22 protein-coding genes are annotated in these 22,891 nt (G+C 58.3%); 16 read left to right on the forward strand and 6 right to left on the reverse strand.

Going from position 1 to position 22,891, the window contains the following annotated elements; translation table 11 throughout:
* Window positions 1–110 precede the first annotated feature (110 nt).
* The 6 genes from aspS (at window position 111) to ruvB (ending at window position 5,377) form a co-directional block, all read left to right on the forward strand.
* Window positions 111–1,898 carry an aspartate--tRNA ligase gene (aspS, locus tag IB144_RS09700; RefSeq protein WP_065888602.1) on the forward strand — a complete coding sequence of 596 codons (1,788 nt, stop codon included), beginning with the start codon at window positions 111–113 and terminating at the stop codon, window positions 1,896–1,898.
* A gap of 1 nt (window position 1,899) precedes the next feature.
* Window positions 1,900–2,343: a dihydroneopterin triphosphate diphosphatase gene (gene nudB / locus IB144_RS09705; RefSeq protein ID WP_002911477.1), complete on the forward strand. Its 444-nt coding sequence runs from the start codon at window positions 1,900–1,902 to the stop codon at window positions 2,341–2,343.
* 27 nt (window positions 2,344–2,370) lie between these two features.
* Entirely contained in the window at window positions 2,371–3,111 is a 741-nt protein-coding gene (locus tag IB144_RS09710; RefSeq protein WP_002911459.1) for a YebC/PmpR family DNA-binding transcriptional regulator, read from the forward strand.
* Between the two features lie 34 nt (window positions 3,112–3,145).
* Window positions 3,146–3,667 (forward strand): crossover junction endodeoxyribonuclease RuvC, encoded by a 522-nt coding sequence (ruvC, locus tag IB144_RS09715; protein WP_002911456.1) that lies wholly within the window; start codon window positions 3,146–3,148, stop codon window positions 3,665–3,667.
* 79 nt (window positions 3,668–3,746) lie between these two features.
* Window positions 3,747–4,358, forward strand: coding sequence for a Holliday junction branch migration protein RuvA (gene ruvA / locus IB144_RS09720; protein WP_002911454.1), 612 nt, complete (start codon window positions 3,747–3,749; stop codon window positions 4,356–4,358).
* An 8-nt stretch (window positions 4,359–4,366) separates the two neighbouring features.
* A complete protein-coding gene (gene ruvB, locus IB144_RS09725) occupies window positions 4,367–5,377 on the forward strand; it encodes a Holliday junction branch migration DNA helicase RuvB (RefSeq protein WP_004148860.1) in 1,011 nt (336 codons plus the stop codon).
* A 63-nt stretch (window positions 5,378–5,440) separates the two neighbouring features.
* Here ruvB and znuB read toward each other — a convergent pair whose 3' ends face one another.
* Window positions 5,441–6,226 (reverse strand): zinc ABC transporter permease subunit ZnuB, encoded by a 786-nt coding sequence (znuB, locus tag IB144_RS09730; protein WP_004212745.1) that lies wholly within the window; start codon window positions 6,224–6,226, stop codon window positions 5,441–5,443.
* Window positions 6,226–6,945, reverse strand: a complete 720-nt coding sequence (znuC, locus tag IB144_RS09735) for a zinc ABC transporter ATP-binding protein ZnuC (RefSeq protein ID WP_004197828.1) — start codon at window positions 6,943–6,945, stop codon at window positions 6,226–6,228. Before znuC ends, znuB begins: the two co-directional genes overlap by 1 nt.
* Before the next feature lie 111 nt (window positions 6,946–7,056).
* On the opposite strand from znuC, the gene znuA reads away from it, so the two are divergent.
* The 3 genes from znuA to lpxM all read left to right on the forward strand — a co-directional run bounded on the left by znuA (window position 7,057) and on the right by lpxM (window position 10,428).
* Window positions 7,057–8,001, forward strand: coding sequence for a zinc ABC transporter substrate-binding protein ZnuA (gene znuA, locus IB144_RS09740; RefSeq protein ID WP_004199391.1), 945 nt, complete (start codon window positions 7,057–7,059; stop codon window positions 7,999–8,001).
* 15 nt (window positions 8,002–8,016) lie between these two features.
* Window positions 8,017–9,336 carry a murein DD-endopeptidase MepM gene (mepM, locus tag IB144_RS09745; RefSeq protein ID WP_004148858.1) on the forward strand — a complete coding sequence of 440 codons (1,320 nt, stop codon included), beginning with the start codon at window positions 8,017–8,019 and terminating at the stop codon, window positions 9,334–9,336.
* 117 nt (window positions 9,337–9,453) lie between these two features.
* Window positions 9,454–10,428, forward strand: a complete 975-nt coding sequence (gene lpxM, locus IB144_RS09750) for a lauroyl-Kdo(2)-lipid IV(A) myristoyltransferase (protein ID WP_004175421.1) — start codon at window positions 9,454–9,456, stop codon at window positions 10,426–10,428.
* A 40-nt stretch (window positions 10,429–10,468) separates the two neighbouring features.
* Here the strand turns inward: lpxM and pyk are convergent, their stop codons facing one another.
* Together pyk and IB144_RS09760 are read right to left on the reverse strand one after the other, a co-directional pair.
* Complete coding sequence (gene pyk, locus IB144_RS09755) at window positions 10,469–11,911, reverse strand: pyruvate kinase (RefSeq protein WP_002911440.1); 1,443 nt, start codon at window positions 11,909–11,911, stop codon at window positions 10,469–10,471.
* 125 nt (window positions 11,912–12,036) lie between these two features.
* Window positions 12,037–12,942 carry a MurR/RpiR family transcriptional regulator gene (locus IB144_RS09760; protein ID WP_004145555.1) on the reverse strand — a complete coding sequence of 302 codons (906 nt, stop codon included), beginning with the start codon at window positions 12,940–12,942 and terminating at the stop codon, window positions 12,037–12,039.
* A 159-nt stretch (window positions 12,943–13,101) separates the two neighbouring features.
* Here IB144_RS09760 and IB144_RS09765 point away from each other — a divergent pair, with 159 nt between their 5' ends.
* From IB144_RS09765 to IB144_RS09780, 4 genes are all read left to right on the forward strand, one after another.
* Entirely contained in the window at window positions 13,102–13,251 is a 150-nt protein-coding gene (locus IB144_RS09765) for a hypothetical protein (RefSeq protein WP_004145554.1), read from the forward strand.
* Between the two features lie 10 nt (window positions 13,252–13,261).
* Window positions 13,262–14,737 (forward strand): glucose-6-phosphate dehydrogenase, encoded by a 1,476-nt coding sequence (gene zwf, locus IB144_RS09770; RefSeq protein WP_002911427.1) that lies wholly within the window; start codon window positions 13,262–13,264, stop codon window positions 14,735–14,737.
* A 222-nt stretch (window positions 14,738–14,959) separates the two neighbouring features.
* Window positions 14,960–16,771: a phosphogluconate dehydratase gene (edd, locus tag IB144_RS09775; RefSeq protein ID WP_002911425.1), complete on the forward strand. Its 1,812-nt coding sequence runs from the start codon at window positions 14,960–14,962 to the stop codon at window positions 16,769–16,771.
* 38 nt (window positions 16,772–16,809) lie between these two features.
* A complete protein-coding gene (locus tag IB144_RS09780) occupies window positions 16,810–17,451 on the forward strand; it encodes a bifunctional 4-hydroxy-2-oxoglutarate aldolase/2-dehydro-3-deoxy-phosphogluconate aldolase (protein WP_065888601.1) in 642 nt (213 codons plus the stop codon).
* A gap of 56 nt (window positions 17,452–17,507) precedes the next feature.
* Here IB144_RS09780 and purT read toward each other — a convergent pair whose 3' ends face one another.
* A complete protein-coding gene (gene purT / locus IB144_RS09785; protein ID WP_004151450.1) occupies window positions 17,508–18,686 on the reverse strand; it encodes a formate-dependent phosphoribosylglycinamide formyltransferase in 1,179 nt (392 codons plus the stop codon).
* Between the two features lie 144 nt (window positions 18,687–18,830).
* Here purT and IB144_RS09790 point away from each other — a divergent pair, with 144 nt between their 5' ends.
* The 3 genes from IB144_RS09790 (at window position 18,831) to ptrB (ending at window position 22,158) form a co-directional block, all read left to right on the forward strand.
* Entirely contained in the window at window positions 18,831–19,178 is a 348-nt protein-coding gene (locus tag IB144_RS09790) for a YebG family protein (RefSeq protein WP_004175424.1), read from the forward strand.
* A 139-nt stretch (window positions 19,179–19,317) separates the two neighbouring features.
* Window positions 19,318–19,977, forward strand: a complete 660-nt coding sequence (locus IB144_RS09795; protein WP_065888600.1) for a tellurite resistance TerB family protein — start codon at window positions 19,318–19,320, stop codon at window positions 19,975–19,977.
* Window positions 19,978–20,097: 120 nt separating this feature from the next.
* Window positions 20,098–22,158: an oligopeptidase B gene (gene ptrB, locus IB144_RS09800; RefSeq protein ID WP_004151449.1), complete on the forward strand. Its 2,061-nt coding sequence runs from the start codon at window positions 20,098–20,100 to the stop codon at window positions 22,156–22,158.
* 3 nt (window positions 22,159–22,161) lie between these two features.
* On the opposite strand, the gene exoX is transcribed toward ptrB, so the two are convergent.
* Window positions 22,162–22,821, reverse strand: a complete 660-nt coding sequence (gene exoX, locus IB144_RS09805; protein ID WP_004145547.1) for an exodeoxyribonuclease X — start codon at window positions 22,819–22,821, stop codon at window positions 22,162–22,164.
* Window positions 22,822–22,891 lie beyond the last annotated feature (70 nt).

Consider the following 22,891-nt stretch of genomic DNA (forward strand, 5'->3'; position numbering starts at 1 on the left):
CAGTATAATAGCCGCCTTTTTTCATTCAGTTGTGACATCAGCTAAAGCTGCGACCTCGTCGCCTGCAGGGCAGACGACAATCCGCCGACGGCTAAGTTAAGGGATATCTCATGCGTACAGAATATTGCGGACAGCTTCGACAGTCCCACGTTGGGCAGCAGGTGACTCTGTGTGGTTGGGTCAACCGCCGTCGCGATCTCGGTAGCCTCATTTTTATCGATATGCGCGACCGCGAAGGCATCGTTCAGGTGTTTTTCGATCCGGATCGTGCGGATGCGTTGAAGTTAGCCTCTGAACTGCGTAATGAGTTCTGCATTCAGGTCACTGGCACCGTTCGCGCGCGTGAAGAGAAAAACATCAACGCGGACATGGCCACCGGCGCTATCGAAGTGCTGGCTTCCGATCTGACGATCATTAACCGCTCAGAATCGCTGCCGCTGGACTCCAATCACGTCAACACCGAAGAAGCGCGTCTGAAATACCGCTACCTCGACCTGCGTCGTCCGGAGATGGCGCAGCGCCTGAAAACCCGCGCGAAAATTACCAGCTTTGTGCGCCGCTTTATGGACGACCATGGCTTCCTCGACATCGAAACCCCGATGCTGACTAAAGCCACCCCGGAAGGCGCCCGCGATTACCTCGTGCCTTCCCGCGTGCACAAAGGCAAATTCTACGCGCTGCCGCAGTCTCCGCAGCTGTTCAAACAGCTGCTGATGATGTCCGGCTTCGACCGCTACTATCAGATCGTCAAATGCTTCCGCGATGAAGACCTGCGTGCCGACCGTCAGCCTGAATTCACCCAGATCGACGTGGAAACCTCCTTTATGACCGCGCCGCAGGTGCGTGAGATCATGGAGGCGATGGTGCGTCAGCTGTGGCTGGAAGTGAAAGGCGTCGACCTGGGCGAGTTCCCGATCATGACCTTCGCCGAAGCCGAACGTCGCTATGGCTCCGATAAACCGGATCTGCGTAACCCGATGGAGCTGGTGGACGTCGCCGACCTGCTGAAGTTTGTGGAATTCGCGGTCTTTGCCGGCCCGGCCAACGATCCGAAAGGGCGCGTGGCGGCCCTGCGCGTCCCGGGCGGGGCCTCTCTGACCCGCAAGCTGATTGACGAATACGGCAACTTTGTGAAGATCTACGGCGCGAAAGGGCTGGCCTATATTAAAGTGACCGAGCGTGCCAAAGGCATGGACGGGATCAACAGCCCGGTGGCCAAATTCCTGACCGCTGAAATCGTGGAAGCGATCCTTGACCGCACCGGCGCGCAGGATGGAGACATGATCTTCTTCGGCGCCGACAACAAGAAAGTAGTGGCCGACGCGCTGGGCGCGCTGCGTCTGAAGCTGGGTAAAGACCTGAGTCTGACTGACGAGAGCAAATGGGCGCCGCTGTGGGTGATCGACTTCCCGATGTTCGAAGACGACGGCGAAGGCGGCCTGACGGCGATGCACCATCCGTTCACCTCGCCGAAAGATATGACCGCGGATGAGCTGAAAGCCGCCCCGGAAGAGGCTGTAGCCAACGCCTACGATATGGTTATTAACGGTTATGAAGTCGGCGGCGGTTCGGTGCGAATCCACCGCGGCGAGATGCAGCAGACCGTATTTGGTATTCTGGGCATTAACGAACAGGAACAGCGTGAGAAATTCGGCTTCCTGCTGGATGCGCTGAAGTACGGTACGCCGCCGCATGCAGGTCTGGCCTTCGGTCTTGACCGTCTGACCATGCTGCTGACCGGTACCGATAACATCCGCGACGTTATCGCTTTCCCGAAAACCACCGCGGCCGCCTGCCTGATGACCGAAGCGCCAAGCTTCGCCAATCCGGCGGCGCTCGGTGAGCTGGGTATTCAGGTTGTGGAGAAAGAGGCAAAAGCGTCTCTGGAGAACAAGTAATATGTCATTTAAGCTGCCCGTTTCGGTGCTGGTGGTCATTTACGCCGAAGATACGAAACGGGTGCTGATGTTGCAGCGGCGCGACGATCCCGCGTTCTGGCAGTCGGTCACCGGCAGCCTGGAAGCTGGAGAGACCGCGCTGCAGGCCGCCGCGCGTGAAGTAAAGGAAGAGGTCGCCATTGACGTTGCCTGCGAGCAACTGACCTTAATCGACTGTCAGCGCACGGTGGAGTTCGAGATATTTTCTCATTTGCGTCATCGCTATGCGCCGGGTGTAGAGCGCAATACGGAATTCTGGTTCTGTCTTGCGCTGCCTCATGAGCGGGAGATTACTTTCACCGAACATCTGGCCTATCGCTGGGTCAGCGCGACGGAAGCCGCTGCGCTGACCAAGTCGTGGAGCAACCGGCAGGCGATTGAAGAATTTGTAATTAACGCCGCCTGAAAGGGCGCGCTTTTTGGAGAGTTTTTTATGGCAGGTCATAGTAAATGGGCCAACACCAAACACCGCAAAGCGGCACAGGATGCCAAACGCGGTAAAATCTTTACGAAAATCATTCGCGAGCTGGTCACCGCCGCGCGTCTGGGCGGCGGCGATCCGGCTTCCAACCCGCGTCTGCGTGCGGCCGTTGATAAAGCGCTGTCTAACAACATGACTCGCGACACCCTGAACCGCGCCATCGCGCGCGGCGTCGGCGGCGATGAAGACGCGAACATGGAAACCATCATTTATGAAGGTTACGGCCCTGGCGGCACCGCGGTGATGGTGGAATGTCTGTCCGACAACCGTAACCGTACCGTTGCGGAAGTGCGTCACGCCTTCACCAAAACCGGGGGTAACCTCGGCACCGACGGTTCCGTCTCCTACCTGTTCAGCAAGAAAGGCGTTATCTCCTTCGAGAAAGGCGATGAAGACACTATCATGGAAGCGGCGCTGGAAGCAGGCGCAGAAGACGTGGTGACCTATGACGACGGCGCCATCGACGTCTACACCGCCTGGGAAGAGATGGGCGCTGTGCGCGACGCGCTGGAAGCCGCCGGCCTGAAAGCCGACGCTGCCGAAGTCTCAATGATTCCGTCCACCAAAGCGGATATGGATGCCGAGACGGCGCCGAAGCTGCTGCGTCTGATCGATATGCTGGAAGACTGCGACGACGTGCAGGAAGTGTACCATAACGGCGAGATCTCCGACGAGGTCGCAGCCACCCTGTGATGCAGCCGCATCCACGGTTAACCGGAGGCGCGTGATGGCTATTATTCTCGGCATTGACCCGGGGTCGCGCGTTACCGGTTATGGCGTGATCCGCCAGGTTGGGCGGCAGCTGAGCTATCTGGGCAGCGGATGCATCCGCACCAAAGTGGACGATCTGCCGTCGCGGCTGAAGCTGATCTACGCCGGGGTGACGGAGATCATCACCCAGTTCCAGCCCGACTATTTCGCCATTGAGCAGGTCTTTATGGCCAAGAATGCCGACTCGGCGTTAAAGCTCGGGCAGGCGCGCGGGGTGGCGATCGTCGCAGCGACCAATCAGGCGCTGCCGGTGTTTGAATACGCCGCCCGTCAGGTCAAGCAGACCGTGGTCGGGATTGGCAGCGCCGAAAAGAGCCAGGTCCAGCATATGGTGCGCACCTTGCTCAAGCTGCCCGCCAATCCGCAGGCGGATGCGGCGGATGCGCTGGCGATCGCCATCACCCATTGCCATGTCAGCCAGAATGCCGCTCAGATCAGCGAGACCCGGCTCAATCTGGCGCGGGGGCGCTTACGATAATCGCAAATCAGGCTGGATATCTATCCAGCCTTTTTTTATGATACCGCCAGATACTTAGACCATAACGCAGGAGCCCCACGTGATAGGCAGACTCAGAGGCATCATTCTCGAAAAACAACCCCCGCTGGTGTTGCTGGAAACGGCGGGCGTCGGCTATGAAGTGCACATGCCAATGACCTGCTTCTATGAGCTGCCGGAGGCCGGGCAGGAGGCGATCGTCTTCACCCACTTTGTGGTGCGTGAAGATGCCCAGCTGCTGTATGGGTTTAACAACAAACAGGAACGTACCCTGTTTAAAGAGTTGATTAAAACCAACGGCGTGGGACCCAAGCTGGCGCTGGCGATCCTCTCCGGCATGTCGGCGCAGCAGTTCGTCAACGCCGTTGAACGGGAAGAGGTCGCCTCGCTGGTGAAGCTGCCGGGGATTGGCAAAAAAACCGCTGAACGTCTGATCGTTGAGATGAAAGATCGCTTCAAAGGGCTGCACGGCGACCTGTTCACCCCGGCGGCCGATCTGGTGCTGACCTCGCCGGCAGGCCCAACGGCGGACGATGCCGAGCAGGAAGCGGTTGCCGCGCTGGTCGCGCTGGGCTATAAACCGCAGGAGGCCAGCCGGATGGTCAGCAAGATCGCGCGTCCGGACGCCAACAGTGAAACGCTAATTCGCGAAGCGCTGCGCGCTGCGTTGTGAGGTAAGGGATGATTGAAGCAGACCGGCTGGTATCGGCAGACAGCAGCGGCTTTGAAGAGGCCGCTGACCGCGCCATCCGCCCAAAATTGCTGGCAGAGTATGTCGGCCAGCCGCAGGTGCGTTCGCAGATGGAGATCTTTATCCAGGCGGCGAAGCTGCGCGGCGACGCCCTCGATCACCTGCTGATTTTTGGCCCGCCAGGGTTGGGGAAAACCACCCTGGCCAATATCGTCGCCAATGAAATGGGGGTGAATCTGCGTACCACCTCCGGCCCGGTGCTGGAGAAGGCGGGCGATCTCGCCGCGATGCTCACCAACCTCGAACCGCACGATGTACTGTTTATCGATGAGATCCATCGCCTCTCGCCGGTGGTGGAAGAGGTGCTCTATCCGGCAATGGAAGACTACCAGCTGGATATTATGATTGGCGAAGGTCCCGCGGCGCGTTCCATCAAGATCGATCTGCCGCCGTTTACCCTGATCGGCGCCACCACCCGCGCCGGTTCGTTGACCTCGCCGCTGCGCGATCGCTTTGGCATCGTGCAGCGTCTGGAGTTCTATCAGATCCCCGATCTGCAGCATATTGTCAGCCGCAGCGCCCGCCATATGGGGCTGGAGATGAGCGACGAGGGCGCGCTGGAAGTAGCCCGCCGTTCACGCGGCACGCCGCGCATTGCCAACCGTCTGCTGCGCCGGGTGCGTGACTTTGCGGAAGTGCGCCACGACGGCACCATCTCCGCCGATATTGCCGCCCAGGCGCTGGATATGCTTAACGTCGATGCGGAAGGGTTCGACTATATGGACCGTAAGCTGCTGCTGGCGGTGATAGATAAGTTCTTTGGCGGCCCGGTGGGGCTGGACAACCTCGCCGCCGCGATTGGCGAAGAGCGGGAAACCATTGAAGATGTACTGGAGCCCTACTTAATTCAGCAGGGCTTTCTGCAGCGTACGCCGCGGGGAAGAATGGCGACGGTGCGCGCCTGGAATCATTTCGGGATTACGCCGCCGGAAATGCCGTAGCGCGTTGCGGTTGAGCAGTTTATGGTGAAGCCCGGTCAGCAGCGTGACCGGGCTTTTTCATTTTCAGCTGGCGGCTTTTTTCGTCATGCTGAGAATAAACAGCACCGCGGCGCAGAGCACCACCGACGGCCCGGCCGGGGTATCGTAGAAAGCCGAGAAGGTTAACCCGCCGGTAACGGCCAGCATGCCCACGCCCACCGCTACGGCGGCCATCTGCTCCGGCGTACGGGCAAAACGGCGGGCGGTGGCGGCCGGGATAATCAGCAGGGAAGTAATGATCAGCGCCCCGACGAACTTCATCGCCACGCCGATAGTCAGGGCGGTGACCAGCATCAACAGCAGCTTGACCCGCTGCAGCTTCACGCCGTCGACAAACGCCAGGTCCGGACTGATGGTCATCGCCAACAGATTCCGCCACTGCCAGAGCAGAATGCCAATCACAATCACCACGCCAATGGCAATGGCGATCAGGTCCTGCGGCGTAACCGCCAGCAGATCGCCGAACAGGTACGCCATCAGATCGACGCGGACGTTAGACATCAGACTGACCACCACCAGCCCCAGGGACAGCGCGCTGTGCGCCATGATGCCCAGCAGGGTATCGATCGCCAGATGCGGTCGTTTTTCCAGCCACACCAGCCCGCCGGCCAGCAGCAGGGTCACGGCGATCACTGCATAGAACGGATTGACGTTAAGCAATAAACCGAAAGCGACGCCGAGCAGAGACGCATGCGCCAGCGTGTCGCCGAAATAAGACATGCGGCGCCAGACCACAAAGGAGCCCAGCGGACCAGCGGCGCAGGCCAGCATCATCCCGGCAAGCCAGCCAGGTAACAGAAGTTCAATCATTAGCGGCTGTTTCCCCGACGCAGTACAATTCGCCCCTGAAGGTCGTGGCGGTGATTATGGTGGTGGCGGTATATCCCCAGCTGTTCCGCGCCGCGCGGGCCGAACATGGAGATAAACTCCGGGTGCATGGAGACCACCTCCGGTGCGCCAGAGCAGCAGATATGCTGGTTCAGGCACAGAACTTCGTCGGTTTTGGCCATCACCAGATGCAGATCGTGGGATACCATTAGCACCGCGCAGTCCAGTTCATGGCGCAGCTGGTTGATAAGATCGTAGAGCGCCACCTGGCCGTTGACGTCAACACCCTGGGTCGGTTCATCCAGCACCAGCAGCTGCGGACGGTTGAGCAGGGCGCGGGCCAGCAGTACGCGCTGCGTTTCGCCGCCGGAGAGCTTTTGCATCGGCGCATCGATCAGATGCCCCGCCTGCACGCGCTTCAGCGCCGGCAGGATGTCGTCTTTACGGGTGCCCGGGCGCAAACGCAGGAAGCGGCTAACGGTCAGCGGCAGCGTGGCGTCCAGATGCAGTTTCTGCGGCACATAGCCGATGCGCAGGCGTGCGTCACGCTTGATAACACCCTCTGTCGGTGCTACCAGCCCGAGGACCACCCGCACAAGGGTCGATTTGCCGGCGCCGTTGGGGCCCAGCAGGGTTAAGATTTTGCCTGGCGTGAGAGCCAGCGAGATGTCAGACAACACGCGGCGTTGGCCAAAGGCCACCGAGACATTTTCCAGCGTTACAAGGTTTGTCATAGTAATTTAGGGGTTGCACAAGCTAGTGAATGTTATAATATCACATCACACTCACTTATTTCGATGACTAGACGCATTATGTTACATAAAAATACGCTTCTTTGCGCTGGACTTGGCGCTGTTTTTTTGTTCGCGCAGGTACCGCTGGCCAGCGCCGCCGTGGTGACTTCTATGAAACCGCTGGGCTTTATTGCGGCGGCCATCGCCGATGGGGTGACCGAGACCCAGGTGCTGCTGCCCGATGGCGCCTCCGAGCATGATTATTCCCTCCGTCCTTCTGATGTAAAACGCTTACAGAACGCAGACTTAGTGGTGTGGATTGGTCCGGAAATGGAAGCCTTTATGGATAAGTCGACGCAAAGCATTGCGGCGAATAAAAAGGTGACGATTGCCGAGCTGGATGGGGTCAAACCGCTGCTCATCACCGGGGCGGACGACGATGACGATCACCATGGTCATGGCCATGGCGCAGCAGAAAAAGGTGACGGCGATCACCATCACGGTATTTACAATATGCATCTGTGGTTATCCCCAGAGATAGCGCGGCTTTCGGCGGTTGCAATCCACGATAAATTATTGGAACTTATGCCGCAGAGTCGAGCCAAACTCGACAGCAACCTGCAGCAGTTCGAGACCGCGCTGGCGGCGACCGACAAGCAGGTGAGCAATGAGCTGGCACCGCTGAAAGGGAAGGGCTATTTCGTTTTTCATGACGCCTACGGTTACTTTGAAAAACACTACGGTTTGACCTCGCTGGGGCACTTTACCGTCAACCCTGAAATACAGCCCGGTGCGCAGCGTTTACACGAAATCAGAACACAACTGGTTGAGCAGAAAGCCACTTGCGTTTTTGCTGAGCCACAGTTCAGGCCAGCGGTTATCGAAGCTGTTGCCCGGGGCACGTCTGTGCGCATGGGGACCCTGGATCCACTGGGGACAGGAATTACGCTGGGTAAAACGAGTTACCCGCAATTCCTCACCCAACTGGCGAATCAGTATTCGAGCTGCCTGAAAGGAGATTAACGAGGAAGTGAATACGTGCAACAGATAGCCCGCGCTGTCACTCAGGCATTCAACAATTTGCCACGACCTCATCGCGTCATGCTGGGGTCGCTTAGCGTTCTTACCTTAGCGGTCGCCGTCTGGCGACCCTACATTTACCACCCGGAATCCGCCCCCATCGTCAGAACCATTGAACTGGAAAAAAGCGAGATCCGCTCCCTGCTGCCGGAAGCCTCCGAGCCGATCGACCAGGCCCCGCAGGAAGAAGAAGCCATTCCTCAGGATGAACTCGACGAGAAGGCCGATAGCGATGCCGGCGGTCACGAATATGTGGTGTCGACCGGCGATACGCTCAGCAGCATCCTGAACCAGTACGGTATCGATATGGGCGATATCGCCCAGCTCTCCTCCGCCGATAAAGAGCTGCGCAACCTGAAGATTGGCCAGCAGCTCTCCTGGACCCTGACCGCCGACGGCGATCTGCAGAGCCTGACCTGGGAGATGTCCCGCCGCGAGACCCGCACCTATACCCGTGTGGATAACGGTTTTAAAATGAGCAGCGAGCTGCAGAAAGGCGATTGGGTCAACAGCGTGCTGAAGGGCACCGTCGGCGCCAGCTTTGTCTCCAGCGCGCGTGATGCCGGGCTGACCAGCACGGAAATCAGCGCGGTGATCAAGGCCATGCAGTGGCAGATGGATTTCCGTAAGCTGAAGAAAGGCGACGAATTCTCGGTATTGATGTCGCGCGAAATGCTCGACGGCAAACGTGAGCAAAGCCAGTTACTCGGCGTGCGTCTTCGCTCTGACGGTAAGGATTACTATGCCATCCGCGCCGAAGACGGCAAATTCTACGACCGCAACGGGACGGGTCTGGCGAAGGGCTTTATGCGCTTCCCAACGGCGCGTCAGTTCCGCGTCTCCTCTAACTTTAATCCGCGTCGTCTGAACCCGGTCACCGGCCGCGTCGCGCCGCACCGTGGCGTCGATTTCGCGATGCCGCAGGGAACGCCAGTGCTGGCGGTGGGCGATGGTGAAGTAGTCGTGGCCAAACGCAGCGGCGCTGCCGGGTATTACGTCGCGATCCGCCACGGTCGCACCTATACCACTCGCTACATGCACCTGCGTAAGCTGTTAGTGAAGCCGGGGCAGAAAGTGAAGCGCGGGGATCGCATTGCGCTGTCGGGGAATACCGGACGCTCTACCGGGCCACACCTGCACTACGAAGTGTGGATCAACCAGCAGGCGGTCAACCCGCTGACGGCTAAGCTGCCGCGTACCGAAGGGCTGAGCGGTTCCGACCGGACCGACTATCTGGCGCAGGTCAAAGAGGTCGTTCCGCAGCTGCGGTTTGACTAACCACCGGTCAGTGGAAAGCCGGTGCCCCAGGGCGCCGGCTTTTTCTTTTGTAGGATACCCGACGTCTCGCTACACTATCCCATTATCTTGATTAAGCAGTCGATCTGCGGATTGGGCATGGAAACGAAAAAAAATAATATTGAGTTTATCCCTAAGTTTGAAAAATCCTTTTTACTGCCGCGCTACTGGGGCGCCTGGCTGGGGGTCTTTGCCTTCGCCGGTATTGCGCTGACGCCGCCATCCTTTCGCGATCCGCTCCTCGGCAAACTCGGTCGTCTGGTAGGGCGTCTGGCGAAAAGCTCGCGCCGCCGGGCGCAGATTAATTTGCTGTACTGCTTCCCGGAAAAAAGCGAGTACGAGCGGGAAGCGATTATCGACGCCATGTATGCCTCGGCGCCGCAGGCGATGGTGATGATGGCCGAGCTGGGCCTGCGCGATCCGCAGAAAATCCTTGCCCGCGTCGACTGGCAGGGGAAAGCGATCATCGACGAGATGCAGCGCAATAATGAGAAGGTGATTTTTCTCGTTCCGCATGCATGGGGTGTGGATATCCCGGCGATGCTGATGGCCTCCGGCGGGCAGAAGATGGCGGCGATGTTCCATAACCAGGGTAACCCGGTGTTCGATTACGTGTGGAATACCGTGCGTCGTCGTTTTGGCGGGCGTATGCACGCGCGCAACGATGGGATCAAACCGTTTATTCAGTCGGTGCGCCAGGGCTACTGGGGCTACTATCTGCCCGATCAGGATCACGGCGCCGAACACAGCGAGTTTGTGGATTTCTTTGCTACCTACAAGGCCACGCTGCCGGCGATTGGCCGCTTAATGAAAGTGTGCCGCGCCCGCGTCGTACCGCTGTTCCCGGTCTACGATGGCAAGACGCACCGCCTGACGGTGCTGGTGCGCCCGCCGATGGACGATCTGCTGGACGCTGACGATACGACCATCGCCCGGCGGATGAACGAAGAAGTGGAAGTGTTTGTTAAGCCGCACACCGAGCAGTATACCTGGATCCTGAAGCTGCTGAAAACGCGCAAGCCGGGTGAAATCGAGCCCTATAAACGCAAAGAGCTGTTCCCGAAAAAGAAATAAAAAAAGCCTCCGTCAGGAGGCTTTTTTATCTCTACCGTGCTTACTCGACGGTGAGGATACGGGTGGTGTTGGTGCTGCCGATGGTGCTCATCACGTCACCCTGGGTAACGACCACGAGGTCGCCGGAGACCAGATAGCCTTTGTCCCGCAGCAGATTGACGGCGTCGTGCGCGGCGGCCACCCCGTCATTCTGGCTGTCGAAGAACACCGGCGTCACCCCGCGGTAGAGGGCGGTCAGGTTCAGGGTGCGCTCGTGGCGGGAGAGGGCGAAAATCGGCAGACCGGAGCTAATGCGCGAAGTCATCAGCGCGGTACGGCCCGATTCGGTCATGGTGATGATGGCGGTGATGCCTTTCAGGTGGTTGGCGGCATACATCGCCGACATGGCAATTGCTTCTTCCACGTTGTCGAACTGGACGTCCAGACGGTGTTTGGAGACGTTGAGGCTAGGGATTTTTTCCGCGCCCAGACACACGCGCGCCATCGCGGCCACGGTTTCCGAAGGATACTGACCGGCAGCGGTCTCCGCGGAGAGCATCACCGCATCGGTACCATCCAGCACGGCGTTGGCCACGTCCATCACTTCCGCGCGAGTCGGCATCGGGTTGGTGATCATCGACTCCATCATCTGGGTGGCGGTGATGACGGAACGGTTCAGCTGACGGGCACGACGGATCAGCGCTTTCTGGATGCCCACCAGCTCAGGATCGCCGATCTCGACGCCGAGGTCGCCACGGGCAACCATTACCACATCGGAGGCGAGGATCACGTCGTCCATCGCATCCTGATCGCAAACCGCTTCGGCACGCTCAACTTTGGCGACGATTTTCGCATCGCAGCCGGCATCGCGCGCCAGGCGACGGGCGTAGTTCAGGTCTTCGCCGCAGCGCGGGAAAGAGACGGCCAGGTAATCGACGCCGATTTTAGCGGCGGTGACGATATCAGCTTTATCTTTGTCGGTCAGCGCTTCGGCAGACAGGCCGCCGCCCAGCTTGTTGATCCCTTTGTTGTTGGACAACGGGCCGCCGACGGTCACTTCAGTGAACACTTTCATCCCCTGAACTTCGAGGACTTTCAGCTGCACGCGACCATCGTCGAGCAATAAGATATCGCCCGGCACGACGTCCGCCGGCAGGCCTTTATAGTCGATCCCGACTTTCTCTTTGTCGCCTTCGCCTTTGCCAAGGTTTGCGTCGAGCAGGAATTTATCGCCGACGTTGAGGAAAATTTTGCCTTCTTTGAAGGTCGATACGCGAATTTTTGGTCCCTGGAGGTCGCCGAGGATGGCCACATGACGGCCCAGTTTTGCCGCAATCTCACGCACTTTGTCGGCACGGAGCTGATGATCTTCCGGGGTGCCGTGAGAGAAGTTCATACGTACTACGTTTGCGCCCGCGGCGATAACCTTTTCCAGGTTGTTATCGCGGTCAGTTGCCGGGCCTAAGGTAGTAACGATTTTGGTTCTGCGAAGCCTTCTGGACATGTAATACTCCGTTGACTGATACAACTTTGGTGTTGCGTGAACATGGATTCGGTAGCGCCAGCCTGCAACGTCGCACAGCCGGATCGTTATCGAAGGTGTAATGGGGTACTGCTTGTTATCAACTTTTATTGATTATCACTGGGTACGAATGGTTCTTTATCAAAACGCGATTCCTTCAGCGCTTCCTTGACCCTCTTCAAGTTATCTCTGAATTTTGCCCCCCGACGCAAGGTAAAGCCAGTCGCCAACACGTCAATGACGGTCAACTGGGCCAAACGGGAGACCATCGGCATATAGATGTCGGTATCTTCCGGCACATCAAGGGTAATGGCGAGCGTGGCTTCCCTGGCTAGCGGCGTACCGGCGGAGGTGAGAGCGATCACCATGGCATCGTTTTCACGAGCCAGCTGCGCCAGCTCCACCAGGCTCTTGGTTCTTCCGGTATGCGAGATAATCACCACCACATCATCGTCATCGCAATTCATACAGCTCATCCGTTGCAGGACAATGTCGTCGGAATAGATGACCGGCACGTTAAAGCGGAAAAATTTGTTCATCGCGTCGTGAGCGACCGCCGCTGAGGAGCCGAGGCCGAAAAAGGCGATTTTTTTGGCCTGAGTCAGCAGATCCACCGCGCGATTTACCGCCGACATGTCGAGAGAATGGTGCACCTGATCTAAACTCGCCATGGCCGATTCGAATATTTTTCCCGTGTATGACTCAACGCTGTCGTCTTCATCGACATTCCGGTTAACATAGAGCGTGCCGTGCGCAAGGCTCTGGGCCAGATGCAGTTTGAAGTCAGGGAATCCGCGGGTTTCGAGACTACGGCAGAAGCGATTGACGGTCGGTTCGCTAACCCCGGCCTCAAGGGCGAGGGCGGCGATGCTCGAATGAATGGCCTGCTCGGGGGTGGCGAGGATCACTTCCGCCACTTTGCGTTCAGATTTGCTAAGGTGTTCCAGTCGGGACTGGATTTTTTCCAGCATGTTCATTAGTAACAGGGCGCTCATCAATGGAAACGATTTCATTAATGGGTGAAATCATTGGGCGTTTTAGCAAGAATATACCCCTCCGCAAGCGCAAGCGGTGAGGAATGACGTGAAATGATGTTGTTTTTTTTCATTACATGATCAGGGTCGTATTTTACTGACCTGAACCAGGTACAAACAACGAACAATAACGGCCGAATGCCCAAATCATCGCCGAATGTTTTCACCCTGTGCGGTTTTACCGCCGCAAACGAAGGGGAAGGCTTTCGGGAAATACGTAAACACAGTACAGTGCAGTGTAAGAAAATTACAAATATAGCCTGGCAAAAGCACCAGACTATCAACTGAGGAGAATGACATGGCGGTAACGCAAACGGCCCAGGCATGCGACCTGGTCATTTTCGGCGCGAAGGGCGACCTGGCGCGGCGTAAATTGTTGCCTTCCCTGTATCAGCTTGAAAAGGCGGGCCAGATCCACGCTGACACCAGAATCATTGGCGTCGGCCGTGCCGACTGGGATAAAGCGGCTTATACCAAAGTCGTGCGCGAAGCGCTGGAAACCTTCATGAAGGAAAAAATTGATGAAGGTTTGTGGGATACCCTGAGCGGACGCCTGGAGTTCTGTAATCTTGACGTCAATGACACCAGCGGCTTCACCCGCCTGGGTGAGATGCTGGATCAAAAGAACCGTGTCACCATCAACTATTTCGCTATGCCGCCGAGCACCTTTGGCGCGATCTGTAAAGGGCTGGGCGAAGCGAAGCTTAATGCCAAGCCTGCGCGCGTGGTCATGGAAAAACCGCTCGGCACCTCGCTGGAAACCTCCCGTGAAATCAACGACCAGGTCGGCGAGTTTTTTGAAGAGTGTCAGGTCTACCGTATCGACCACTATCTCGGTAAAGAGACGGTCCTCAACCTGCTGGCGCTGCGCTTCGCCAACTCCCTGTTCGTCAATAACTGGGACTGCCGCACCATCGATCACGTCGAAATCACCGTCGCGGAAGAGGTGGGTATTGAAGGGCGCTGGGGTTACTTCGACCAGGCCGGGCAGATGCGCGACATGATCCAGAACCACCTGCTGCAGATCCTGTGCATGATTGCCATGTCGCCGCCGTCCGATCTCAGCGCCGACAGCATCCGTGATGAAAAGGTCAAGGTGCTGAAATCCCTGCGCCGTATTGACCGCTCCAACGTGCGCGAGAAAACCGTTCGCGGCCAGTATACCGCCGGCTTTGCCCAGGGCAAAAAAGTGCCTGGCTATCTCGAAGAGGAGGGGGCCAACAAGACCAGCAACACCGAAACCTTCGTGGCGATCCGCGTCGATATCGATAACTGGCGCTGGGCTGGCGTACCGTTCTATCTGCGCACCGGCAAACGTCTGCCGACCAAATGCTCAGAGGTAGTGGTTTACTTCAAAACCCCGGAACTGAATCTGTTTAAAGAGACCTGGCAGGAGCTGCCGCAGAACAAGCTGACCATTCGCCTGCAGCCGGACGAAGGGGTAGATATCCAGGTACTGAACAAAGTGCCGGGCCTCGATCATAAACATAACCTGCAGATCACTAAACTGGATCTGAGCTACTCCGAAACCTTCAACCAGACGCATCTGGCCGATGCCTATGAACGTCTGCTGCTGGAGACCATGCGTGGCATCCAGGCGCTGTTCGTTCGCCGCGACGAAGTAGAAGAGGCGTGGAAATGGGTTGACTCCATTACCGAAGCCTGGGCAGCCGACCGCGATGCGCCGAAACCCTATCAGGCCGGGACCTGGGGACCGGTTGCGTCGGTGGCCATGATCACTCGCGACGGTCGTTCATGGAACGAGTTCGAGTAAGGCTGGAGGCTAATCCGTCAGGGTTATTTTACCGGTAACATGATCTGACGCAGAAAGTCGCACGCTTTTTAATCTTTTAAGCCCCGTGAGGATTCACCCACGGGGCTTTTTTTATTACACTGCCTGCAGACATTTTGCCCCTGAGCGCTGGTGTTTGTGGCCTTTACCACGTCAACACGTCATCACGCAGCGGCCGGACAGATAAAAATTTGAGGAGCCTTTATGAATTCGACAATGTTACGGGTAACAAATCGCATTATCGAACGGTCGCGTGACACCCGCGCGGCTTACCTCGCAAGGATTAACCAGGCCAAAACCGACACCGTGCATCGTGCGCAACTGGCCTGCGGCAATCTGGCTCACGGATTCGCGGCCTGCCAGGCTGACGACAAAGCCTCCCTGAAGAGCATGTTGCGCAACAACATTGCCATCATCACCTCCTACAACGACATGTTGTCCGCTCACCAGCCCTATGAACACTACCCGGAGATCATCCGCAAAGCGCTGCACAGCGCCAATGCGGTCGGCCAGGTCGCCGGCGGCGTGCCGGCGATGTGCGACGGCGTAACGCAGGGGCAGGACGGGATGGAGCTTTCACTCCTGAGCCGCGAGGTGATCGCTATGTCCGCCGCCATCGGCCTGTCGCATAATATGTTCGACGGGGCCCTGTATCTCGGGGTCTGCGATAAAATTGTTCCCGGTCTGACCATGGCGGCGCTCTCATTTGGCCATCTGCCGTCGGTCTTTATTCCCTCCGGTCCGATGGCCAGCGGCCTACCGAATAAAGAGAAGGTTCGCATTCGCCAGCTGTATGCAGAAGGGAAAGTTGACCGTATGGCGCTCCTGGAGTCCGAAGCCGCCTCTTATCACGCGCCGGGGACCTGTACTTTCTACGGAACGGCGAACACCAACCAGATGGTGGTCGAATTTATGGGCATGCAGCTGCCGGGCTCGTCCTTTGTCCATCCGGATGCTCCGCTGCGGGAAGCGCTGACCGCCGCCGCCGCGCGCCAGGTCACCCGCATGACCGGCAACGGCAATGAGTGGATGCCGCTGGGCAAAATGTTTGACGAAAAAGTGGTGGTCAACGGCATCGTGGCGCTGCTGGCGACCGGTGGCTCCACCAACCACACTATGCACCTGGTGGCGATGGCCCGCGCGGCGGGAATTATCATTAACTGGGACGATTTCTCCGACCTGTCAGACGTGGTGCCGCTGCTGGCGCGCCTCTATCCCAACGGCCCGGCGGATATCAACCACTTCCAGGCGGCAGGCGGCGTTCCGGTACTGGTGCGCGAGCTGCTGAAAGGCGGCCTGCTGCATGAGGATGTTCACACCGTGGCCGGCTTTGGCCTGTCGCGCTACACCCTGGAGCCATGGCTGAATAACGGCGAGCTGGACTGGCGCGAAGGGGCGACAGCGCCATTGGACGACCAGGTCATCGCGACCTTTGAAAAACCATTCTCCCGCCACGGCGGCACCAAGGTGCTGAGCGGCAACCTGGGACGCGCGGTGATGAAAACTTCGGCGGTCCCGGTGGAGAACCAGGTGATTGAAGCGCCGGCGGTGGTATTCGAGAGCCAGCACGACGTGTTGCCGGCCTTTGAAGCGGGGCTGCTGGACAAAGACTGCGTGGTGGTGGTCCGTCATCAGGGGCCAAAAGCGAACGGGATGCCAGAATTACATAAACTTATGCCGCCACTTGGTGTATTATTGGACCGCCGTTTCAAAATAGCGCTGGTGACCGATGGCCGACTCTCTGGCGCCTCCGGTAAAGTTCCGTCAGCCATTCACGTCACGCCTGAAGCGTATGATGGCGGCTTGCTGGCGAAAGTGCGCGATGGCGATCTTATTCGCGTGAACGGACAGACGGGGGAACTGACGCTGCTGGTGGATGAGGCCGAACTGGCGGCGCGTCAGCCGCATATCCCTGACCTCAGCGCGTCGCGCGTGGGAACCGGTCGGGAGATGTTTGGGGCGCTGCGTGAGAAGCTCTCTGGCGCGGAGCAGGGCGCAACCTGCATCACTTTTTAAGACGATTTAATTTCTAGATCTGGCGAGAGAAAATCCTGATGAAAAACTGGAAAACAACAGCAGAAGCAATCCTCACCTCCGGTCCGGTTGTCCCGGTTATCGTAGTGAAAAAGCTGGAACACGCGGTACCGATGGCGAAAGCGCTGGTGGCGGGCGGCGTTCGCGTGCTGGAAGTTACCCTGCGCACCGAGTGCGCCCTGGAGGCGATCCGCGCGATTGCCAAAGAAGTTCCGGACGCGATTGTCGGCGCGGGCACGGTTACCAACGTTGAGCAGTTGAAAGCGGTAACGGAAGCCGGCGCGCAGTTCGCTATCAGCCCGGGTCTTACCGAATCCCTGCTGAAAGCGGCGACCGAAGACGGCACCATCCCGCTGATCCCGGGGATCAGCACGGTATCTGAGCTGATGCTGGGTATGCAGTATGGCCTGAAAGAGTTTAAATTCTTCCCGGCGGAAGCCAACGGCGGCGTGAAAGCCCTGCAGGCGATTGCGGGTCCGTTCGGCCACATTCGTTTCTGCCCGACCGGCGGTATCTCTCCGGCCAACTACCGTGACTACCTGGCGCTGAACAGCGTACTGTGCATCGGCGGTTCCTGGCTGGTGCCAGCCGACGCCCTCGAAGCCGGCGACTACGAGCGCATCACCACCCTCGCGCGAGAAGCGGTGGAAGGCGCGAAATAAACCACGCCTCCAGGTCAACAACCCGGTCTGCGGCAACGCGACCGGGTTTTTTGTCTTTACCCTTCGACGATGACCGCCGCGGCGGCGGCTTTAGCGCGCGCCACGGCCTCCTCAACCGAATCGGCGACGGCGAGGGTTACCCCCAGGCGGCGGGTACCGTCAATCTCCGGCTTGCCGAACAGACGCAGCTGCAGGCCAGCCCCGACGGCCGACTGCAGCTGGCCAAAGCTGACGTTCTGGCTGGACAACTGCGGAAGGATCACCGCGGAGGCGGCCGGACCATACTGGCGGATAGCGCCGACGGGTAGCCCGAGGAAGGCGCGAACGTGCAGGGCGAATTCCGAGAGATCCTGGGAGATAAGCGTCACCATCCCGGTGTCGTGTGGTCGCGGGGAGACTTCGCTGAAGATCACCTCGTCGCCGCATACGAACAGCTCCACGCCAAACAGACCATAACCTCCCAGCGCCAGCACCACCTTGCGGGCGATGGTCTGGGCACGCTCGAGGGCCAGGTCGCTCATCTGCTGCGGCTGCCAGGACTCGCGGTAGTCGCCGTCTTCCTGACGATGACCAACCGGAGCGCAGAAATGCACGCCATCGACAGCGCTGACGGTGAGCAGGGTGATTTCGAAATCGAAGTTCACCACCCCCTCGACGATCACCCGTCCGGCACCAGCGCGGCCGCCCTGCTGCGCATAGCGCCAGGCTTCGCTGAGCTGGTCAGCCGAGCGGATAAAGCTCTGGCCTTTGCCGGAGGAGCTCATCACCGGTTTAACGATGCATGGCAAACCGATCTCGGTAACCGCCGCGCGGAAGCCTTCTTCGCTGTCGGCAAAACGATAGCGGGAGGTGGGAAGCTGCAGCTCTTCCGCCGCCAGGCGGCGAATGCCTTCGCGGTTCATGGTGAGCTTTGCCGCCCGCGCCGTGGGGACCACTTTCTGCCCGGCCTGTTCCAGTTCGACCAGGGTGTCGGTAGCGATAGCTTCGATCTCCGGCACGATGTAATCGGGTTTTTCCTGTTCAATCAGGGCGCGCAGGCTCTCGCCGTGCAGCATATTGATGACGTGGGCGCGGTGGGCGACCTGCATCGCCGGGGCATCGGGGTAGCGGTCTACGGCGATGGTTTCAATGCCCAGACGCTGACATTCAATAGCGACTTCTTTACCCAACTCGCCGGAACCTAACAGCATAACTTTGGTGGCTGCCGGGCGCAGCGCGGTGCCTAATACAGTCATAACTCTCATCCGCAGTAAAAAAAGATGGCAGCGATTATAAACGAAAACGTTTGCGTATGTCTTTACGCGCGTAACGCGCGTGAGTTGAGTCCGAGAGGGAAATTTGCTATACTGTATAAAAATACAGTGTTGAGAGGCTGCAGTATGGCGGTTGAAATTAAATATGTGGTGATCCGCGAAGGTGAGGAAAAAATGTCTTTTGCCAGCAAAAAAGAGGCCGACGCTTACGACAAAATGCTCGATCTGGCAGAGGTGCTGAATGACTGGCTGGTGGCATCGCCGCTGGAGATGGATGACGTCCAGCGCGATACCATGGCGATGTGGCTGGCGGAGCGTAAAGAAGCGCTGCAGCATATCCTGCGAGTTGGCCGACTGCCGGAGCAAGAGACGCCTGCACAGGACGCCTCCGCGCCGTCGGCTACCGCCGAAACTTCTCCGGCGGGTGATGACGCCGTGCCGGCGGCCAAAGCGCGCAAAGCCAAGGCAGCCTGAACGCTGGCGGTCAGTCACTGGTCGGTCGGCCCCGATGCTGCCGTCGCACGTACCTTTGCGCATCTTTAGCCATATCTAACATTTCCTGACATCGCGTCGTTTAGGCTGATAACAGTGTTTGTCACCTGAGAGGAAAACCATGGCTAACTGGCTACATCAACTGCAGTCGCTGCTCGGGCAGCAGGGTGCGTCACCGTCCGGCGAGTCGTCAAAAGGGAGCGGCCTGCTGCCCGGCGCCATCGGTGGGCTGACCGGATTGCTGGTGGCCAGCAAATCGTCACGCAAATTGTTGGCGAAATATGGCACTAGCGCGCTGCTGGCAGGCGGCGGGGCGGTGGCGGGCACGGTGTTATGGAACAAGTATCAGCAGAAAATGCGCGCGCAGAATACGTCCGCACAGGCGCCTGAGACGGCAGCGGCGCCGACGGATGTCGATCCGCGCAGCGTGCGGCTGATCACGGCCCTGGTATTTGCCGCGAAAAGCGACGGTCATATTGATGACCACGAGCGGGCGAATATTGAAACTCAGCTGCGGGCGGCCAATATTGACGTTCAGGCCCGGGTGCTAATTGACCAGGCGCTAGCCCAGCCGCTGGATCCGCAGCGTCTCGCCGAGGGCATCATCGACCCGCAGGAGGCGCTGGAGATCTACTACGTCAGCTGCGCGGTGATTGATATCGACCATTTTATGGAGCGTAGCTACCTTAATGCGCTGGGAGACGCCCTGGCGCTGCCGAAAGATGTCCGGGCCGATATAGAACAGGATATCCAGTCACAAAAACAAGCGCTAAGCGTCTAAATCATCACGTTTCGCTTGCATCGCTCGCGTCTTTTGCCACCCTTATAGACACGTCATCATTCAGGCGCCACCCTGCGGCCTGAATGCTCTTGTGTCACGATAAAGCAGCAGAAGAATAACATGCCACCTAAAGCTAAACGGATCCCTCACGCCATGACCTTGCATGGCGATACACGCATCGATAATTATTACTGGCTGCGCGACGATGAGCGCGCGCGACCTGACGTGCTGGAGTATCTGCACGCGGAGAACGCTTACGGCAAGCAAGTGATGGATTCGCAGCTCAGCCTGCAGGAGCGTCTGCTGAAGGAGATTATCGACCGCATTCCGCAGCGGGAAGTCTCTGCCCCCTACAGTAAAAACGGCTTTCGCTACCGTCAGGTGTATGAGCCGGGCTGCGAATACGCTATCTACCAGCGGCAGTCGGTGCTGAAAGAAGAGTGGGATGAGTGGGAGATCCTGCTCGATGCCAACCAGCGTGCGGCGAAGAGCGAGTTCTACACCCTGGGCGGACTGGGCATTGCGCCCAACAACCAGCTAATGGCGGTGGCGGAAGATTACCTTTCCCGCCGCCAGTACGGCCTGCGCTTTTGCGACCTCAGCAACGGCGAGTGGTACCCGGAAATCCTCGAAAATGTCACCTCCGGCTTTGCCTGGAGCAACGATTCACGCTTTGTTTGGTATGTGCGTAAACATCCCACCACGCTGCTCCCTTATCAGGTCTGGCGCCACACCGTCGGGACACCGGCGCAGAGCGACGCGCTGGTCTACGAGGAAAAAGATGAGACCTTCTACGTCAGCGTGCATAAAACCACCTCCCAGCAGTTCGTGGTAATTTATCTCTCCAGCGCCACCACCAGCGAAGTGCTGCTGCTCAACGCCGAACTGCCAGACGCCGAGCCGGTCTGCTTTCTGCCACGGCGTAAAGATCATGAATACAGTCTTGATCACTATCAGCACGCTTTCTATCTTCGTTCCAACCGGGAGGGGAAGAATTTCGGCCTCTACCGTACCGTACTGCGTGATGAAGAACAGTGGACCACGCTGATCCCGCCGCGTCACGACGTGATGCTCGAAGGATTTACCCTGTTTACCGACTGGCTGGTTGTGGAAGAGCGTCAGCGTGGCCTGACCAGTCTGCGGCAAATTAACCGCAAGACCCGGGAGGTGGTGGGGATCGCTTTTGACGATCCGGCCTATGTCACCTGGCTTGCCTATAATCCGGAGCCCGAAACGTCGCGACTGCGCTACGGCTATTCCTCCATGACTACGCCGGATACGCTGTTTGAACTGGATATGGATACCGGCGAACGAAGAGTGATCAAACAGCAGGAGGTAAAGGGGCTGGATACGAGCTGCTACCAGAGCGAACACCTGTGGGTGACCGCCCGCGATGGCGTCGAAGTCCCGGTCTCTCTGGTCTACCATCGCGAACATTTTCGCAAAGGGAGCAACCCGCTGCTGGTCTATGGCTATGGCTCATATGGCGAGAGTATCGATGCCGATTTCAGCGCCAGCCGGCTGAGCCTGCTCAACCGCGGCTTTGTCTACGCCATCGCCCACGTCCGCGGCGGCGGCGAGCTGGGTCAGCAATGGTATGAAGACGGTAAATTCCTGTGTAAGAAAAATACCTTCAACGACTATCTGGACGTCTGTGACGCGCTGCTTGCCCAGGGGTACGGCGATCCGCGGCTCTGCTACGGCATGGGGGGCAGCGCCGGCGGAATGCTGATGGGCGTGGCCGTGAATGAACGGCCAGAGCTGTTCCATGGCGTGATAGCCCAGGTGCCGTTCGTCGATGTGGTGACCACCATGCTGGATGAAACTATTCCGCTGACCACCGGTGAATTTGAAGAGTGGGGAAATCCGCAGGATGAAACCTATTATCATTATATGAAAAGCTACAGTCCCTATGACGGCGTGAGGGCGCAGGCGTATCCCCACATGCTGGTGACTACCGGTCTGCATGATTCCCAGGTGCAATACTGGGAGCCGGCTAAATGGGTGGCGAAACTGCGGGAACTAAAAACCGACGATAACCTGCTGCTGCTCTGCACCGATATGGATTCCGGACACGGCGGAAAATCCGGGCGCTTTAAAAGCTATGAAGGGGTGGCGCTGGAGTACGCCTTTTTCATCGCCCTGGCGCAGGGGACACTGCCGGGAAAAGCGGCAGTGTAGGCGCTATTCCCCGAGGTAATGCCTGAGCGTCAGGCGCAGTTCGGGGCTCATGCGGTCGAGATTGTTGAATAACCAGCGCAGATAGCCTGGATCGTTTTCAGCAATCTCGGCGACGGCCTTACCCCGGTATTTGCCGAAGGTAAAAGTAGTCAGCAGCGCCGGCCGACCGGTGATATCGGCCATTTCGTCAGGGGTCCAGCCGGAAACATTGATGATATCCAGCAGCAGCGCGGCGGTGATATAGCAGTCATACAGGGCCCGGTGGTGATGCAGTCCCGGCGGCGTAGTCACGTTCAGCTTACGTGATTTATATAACCCCATATTGCTGTATTTGATTCCCGGCCACAGGCGTCGGGCCAGCTTCATCGTACAGATCCACTCGCCGTGCATCTCCGGCAACACCCGGCGATCGAAGCTGGCGTTATGCGCGACGTACCACCGGCTGCCATGATAGTGCGGAATAATCTCCTCAATCCACGGCTTATCGGCGACCATCTCTTCCGTGATCCGGTGGATAGCCATCGCCTGCGGGCTGATGGGCCGATCGGGACGCACCAGATGGCTCATGGGATTGGTAATTTGCCCGTCGACTATATCGACCGAGGCGATTTCAACGATGCCCCCCTGCAGGCCGCAGGTTTCGGTATCAATGACGCGCAGCATGGCTCGCTCCAGAGCAAAACAATAAGCGTAATGGAATTGGCCGGGCTTGCCAACCGACGGGGAGGAGGCG

It is taken from the genome of Klebsiella sp. K4 (assembly GCF_014596785.2).
GTDB classification, from domain to species: Bacteria; Pseudomonadota; Gammaproteobacteria; order Enterobacterales; family Enterobacteriaceae; genus Klebsiella; species Klebsiella pneumoniae.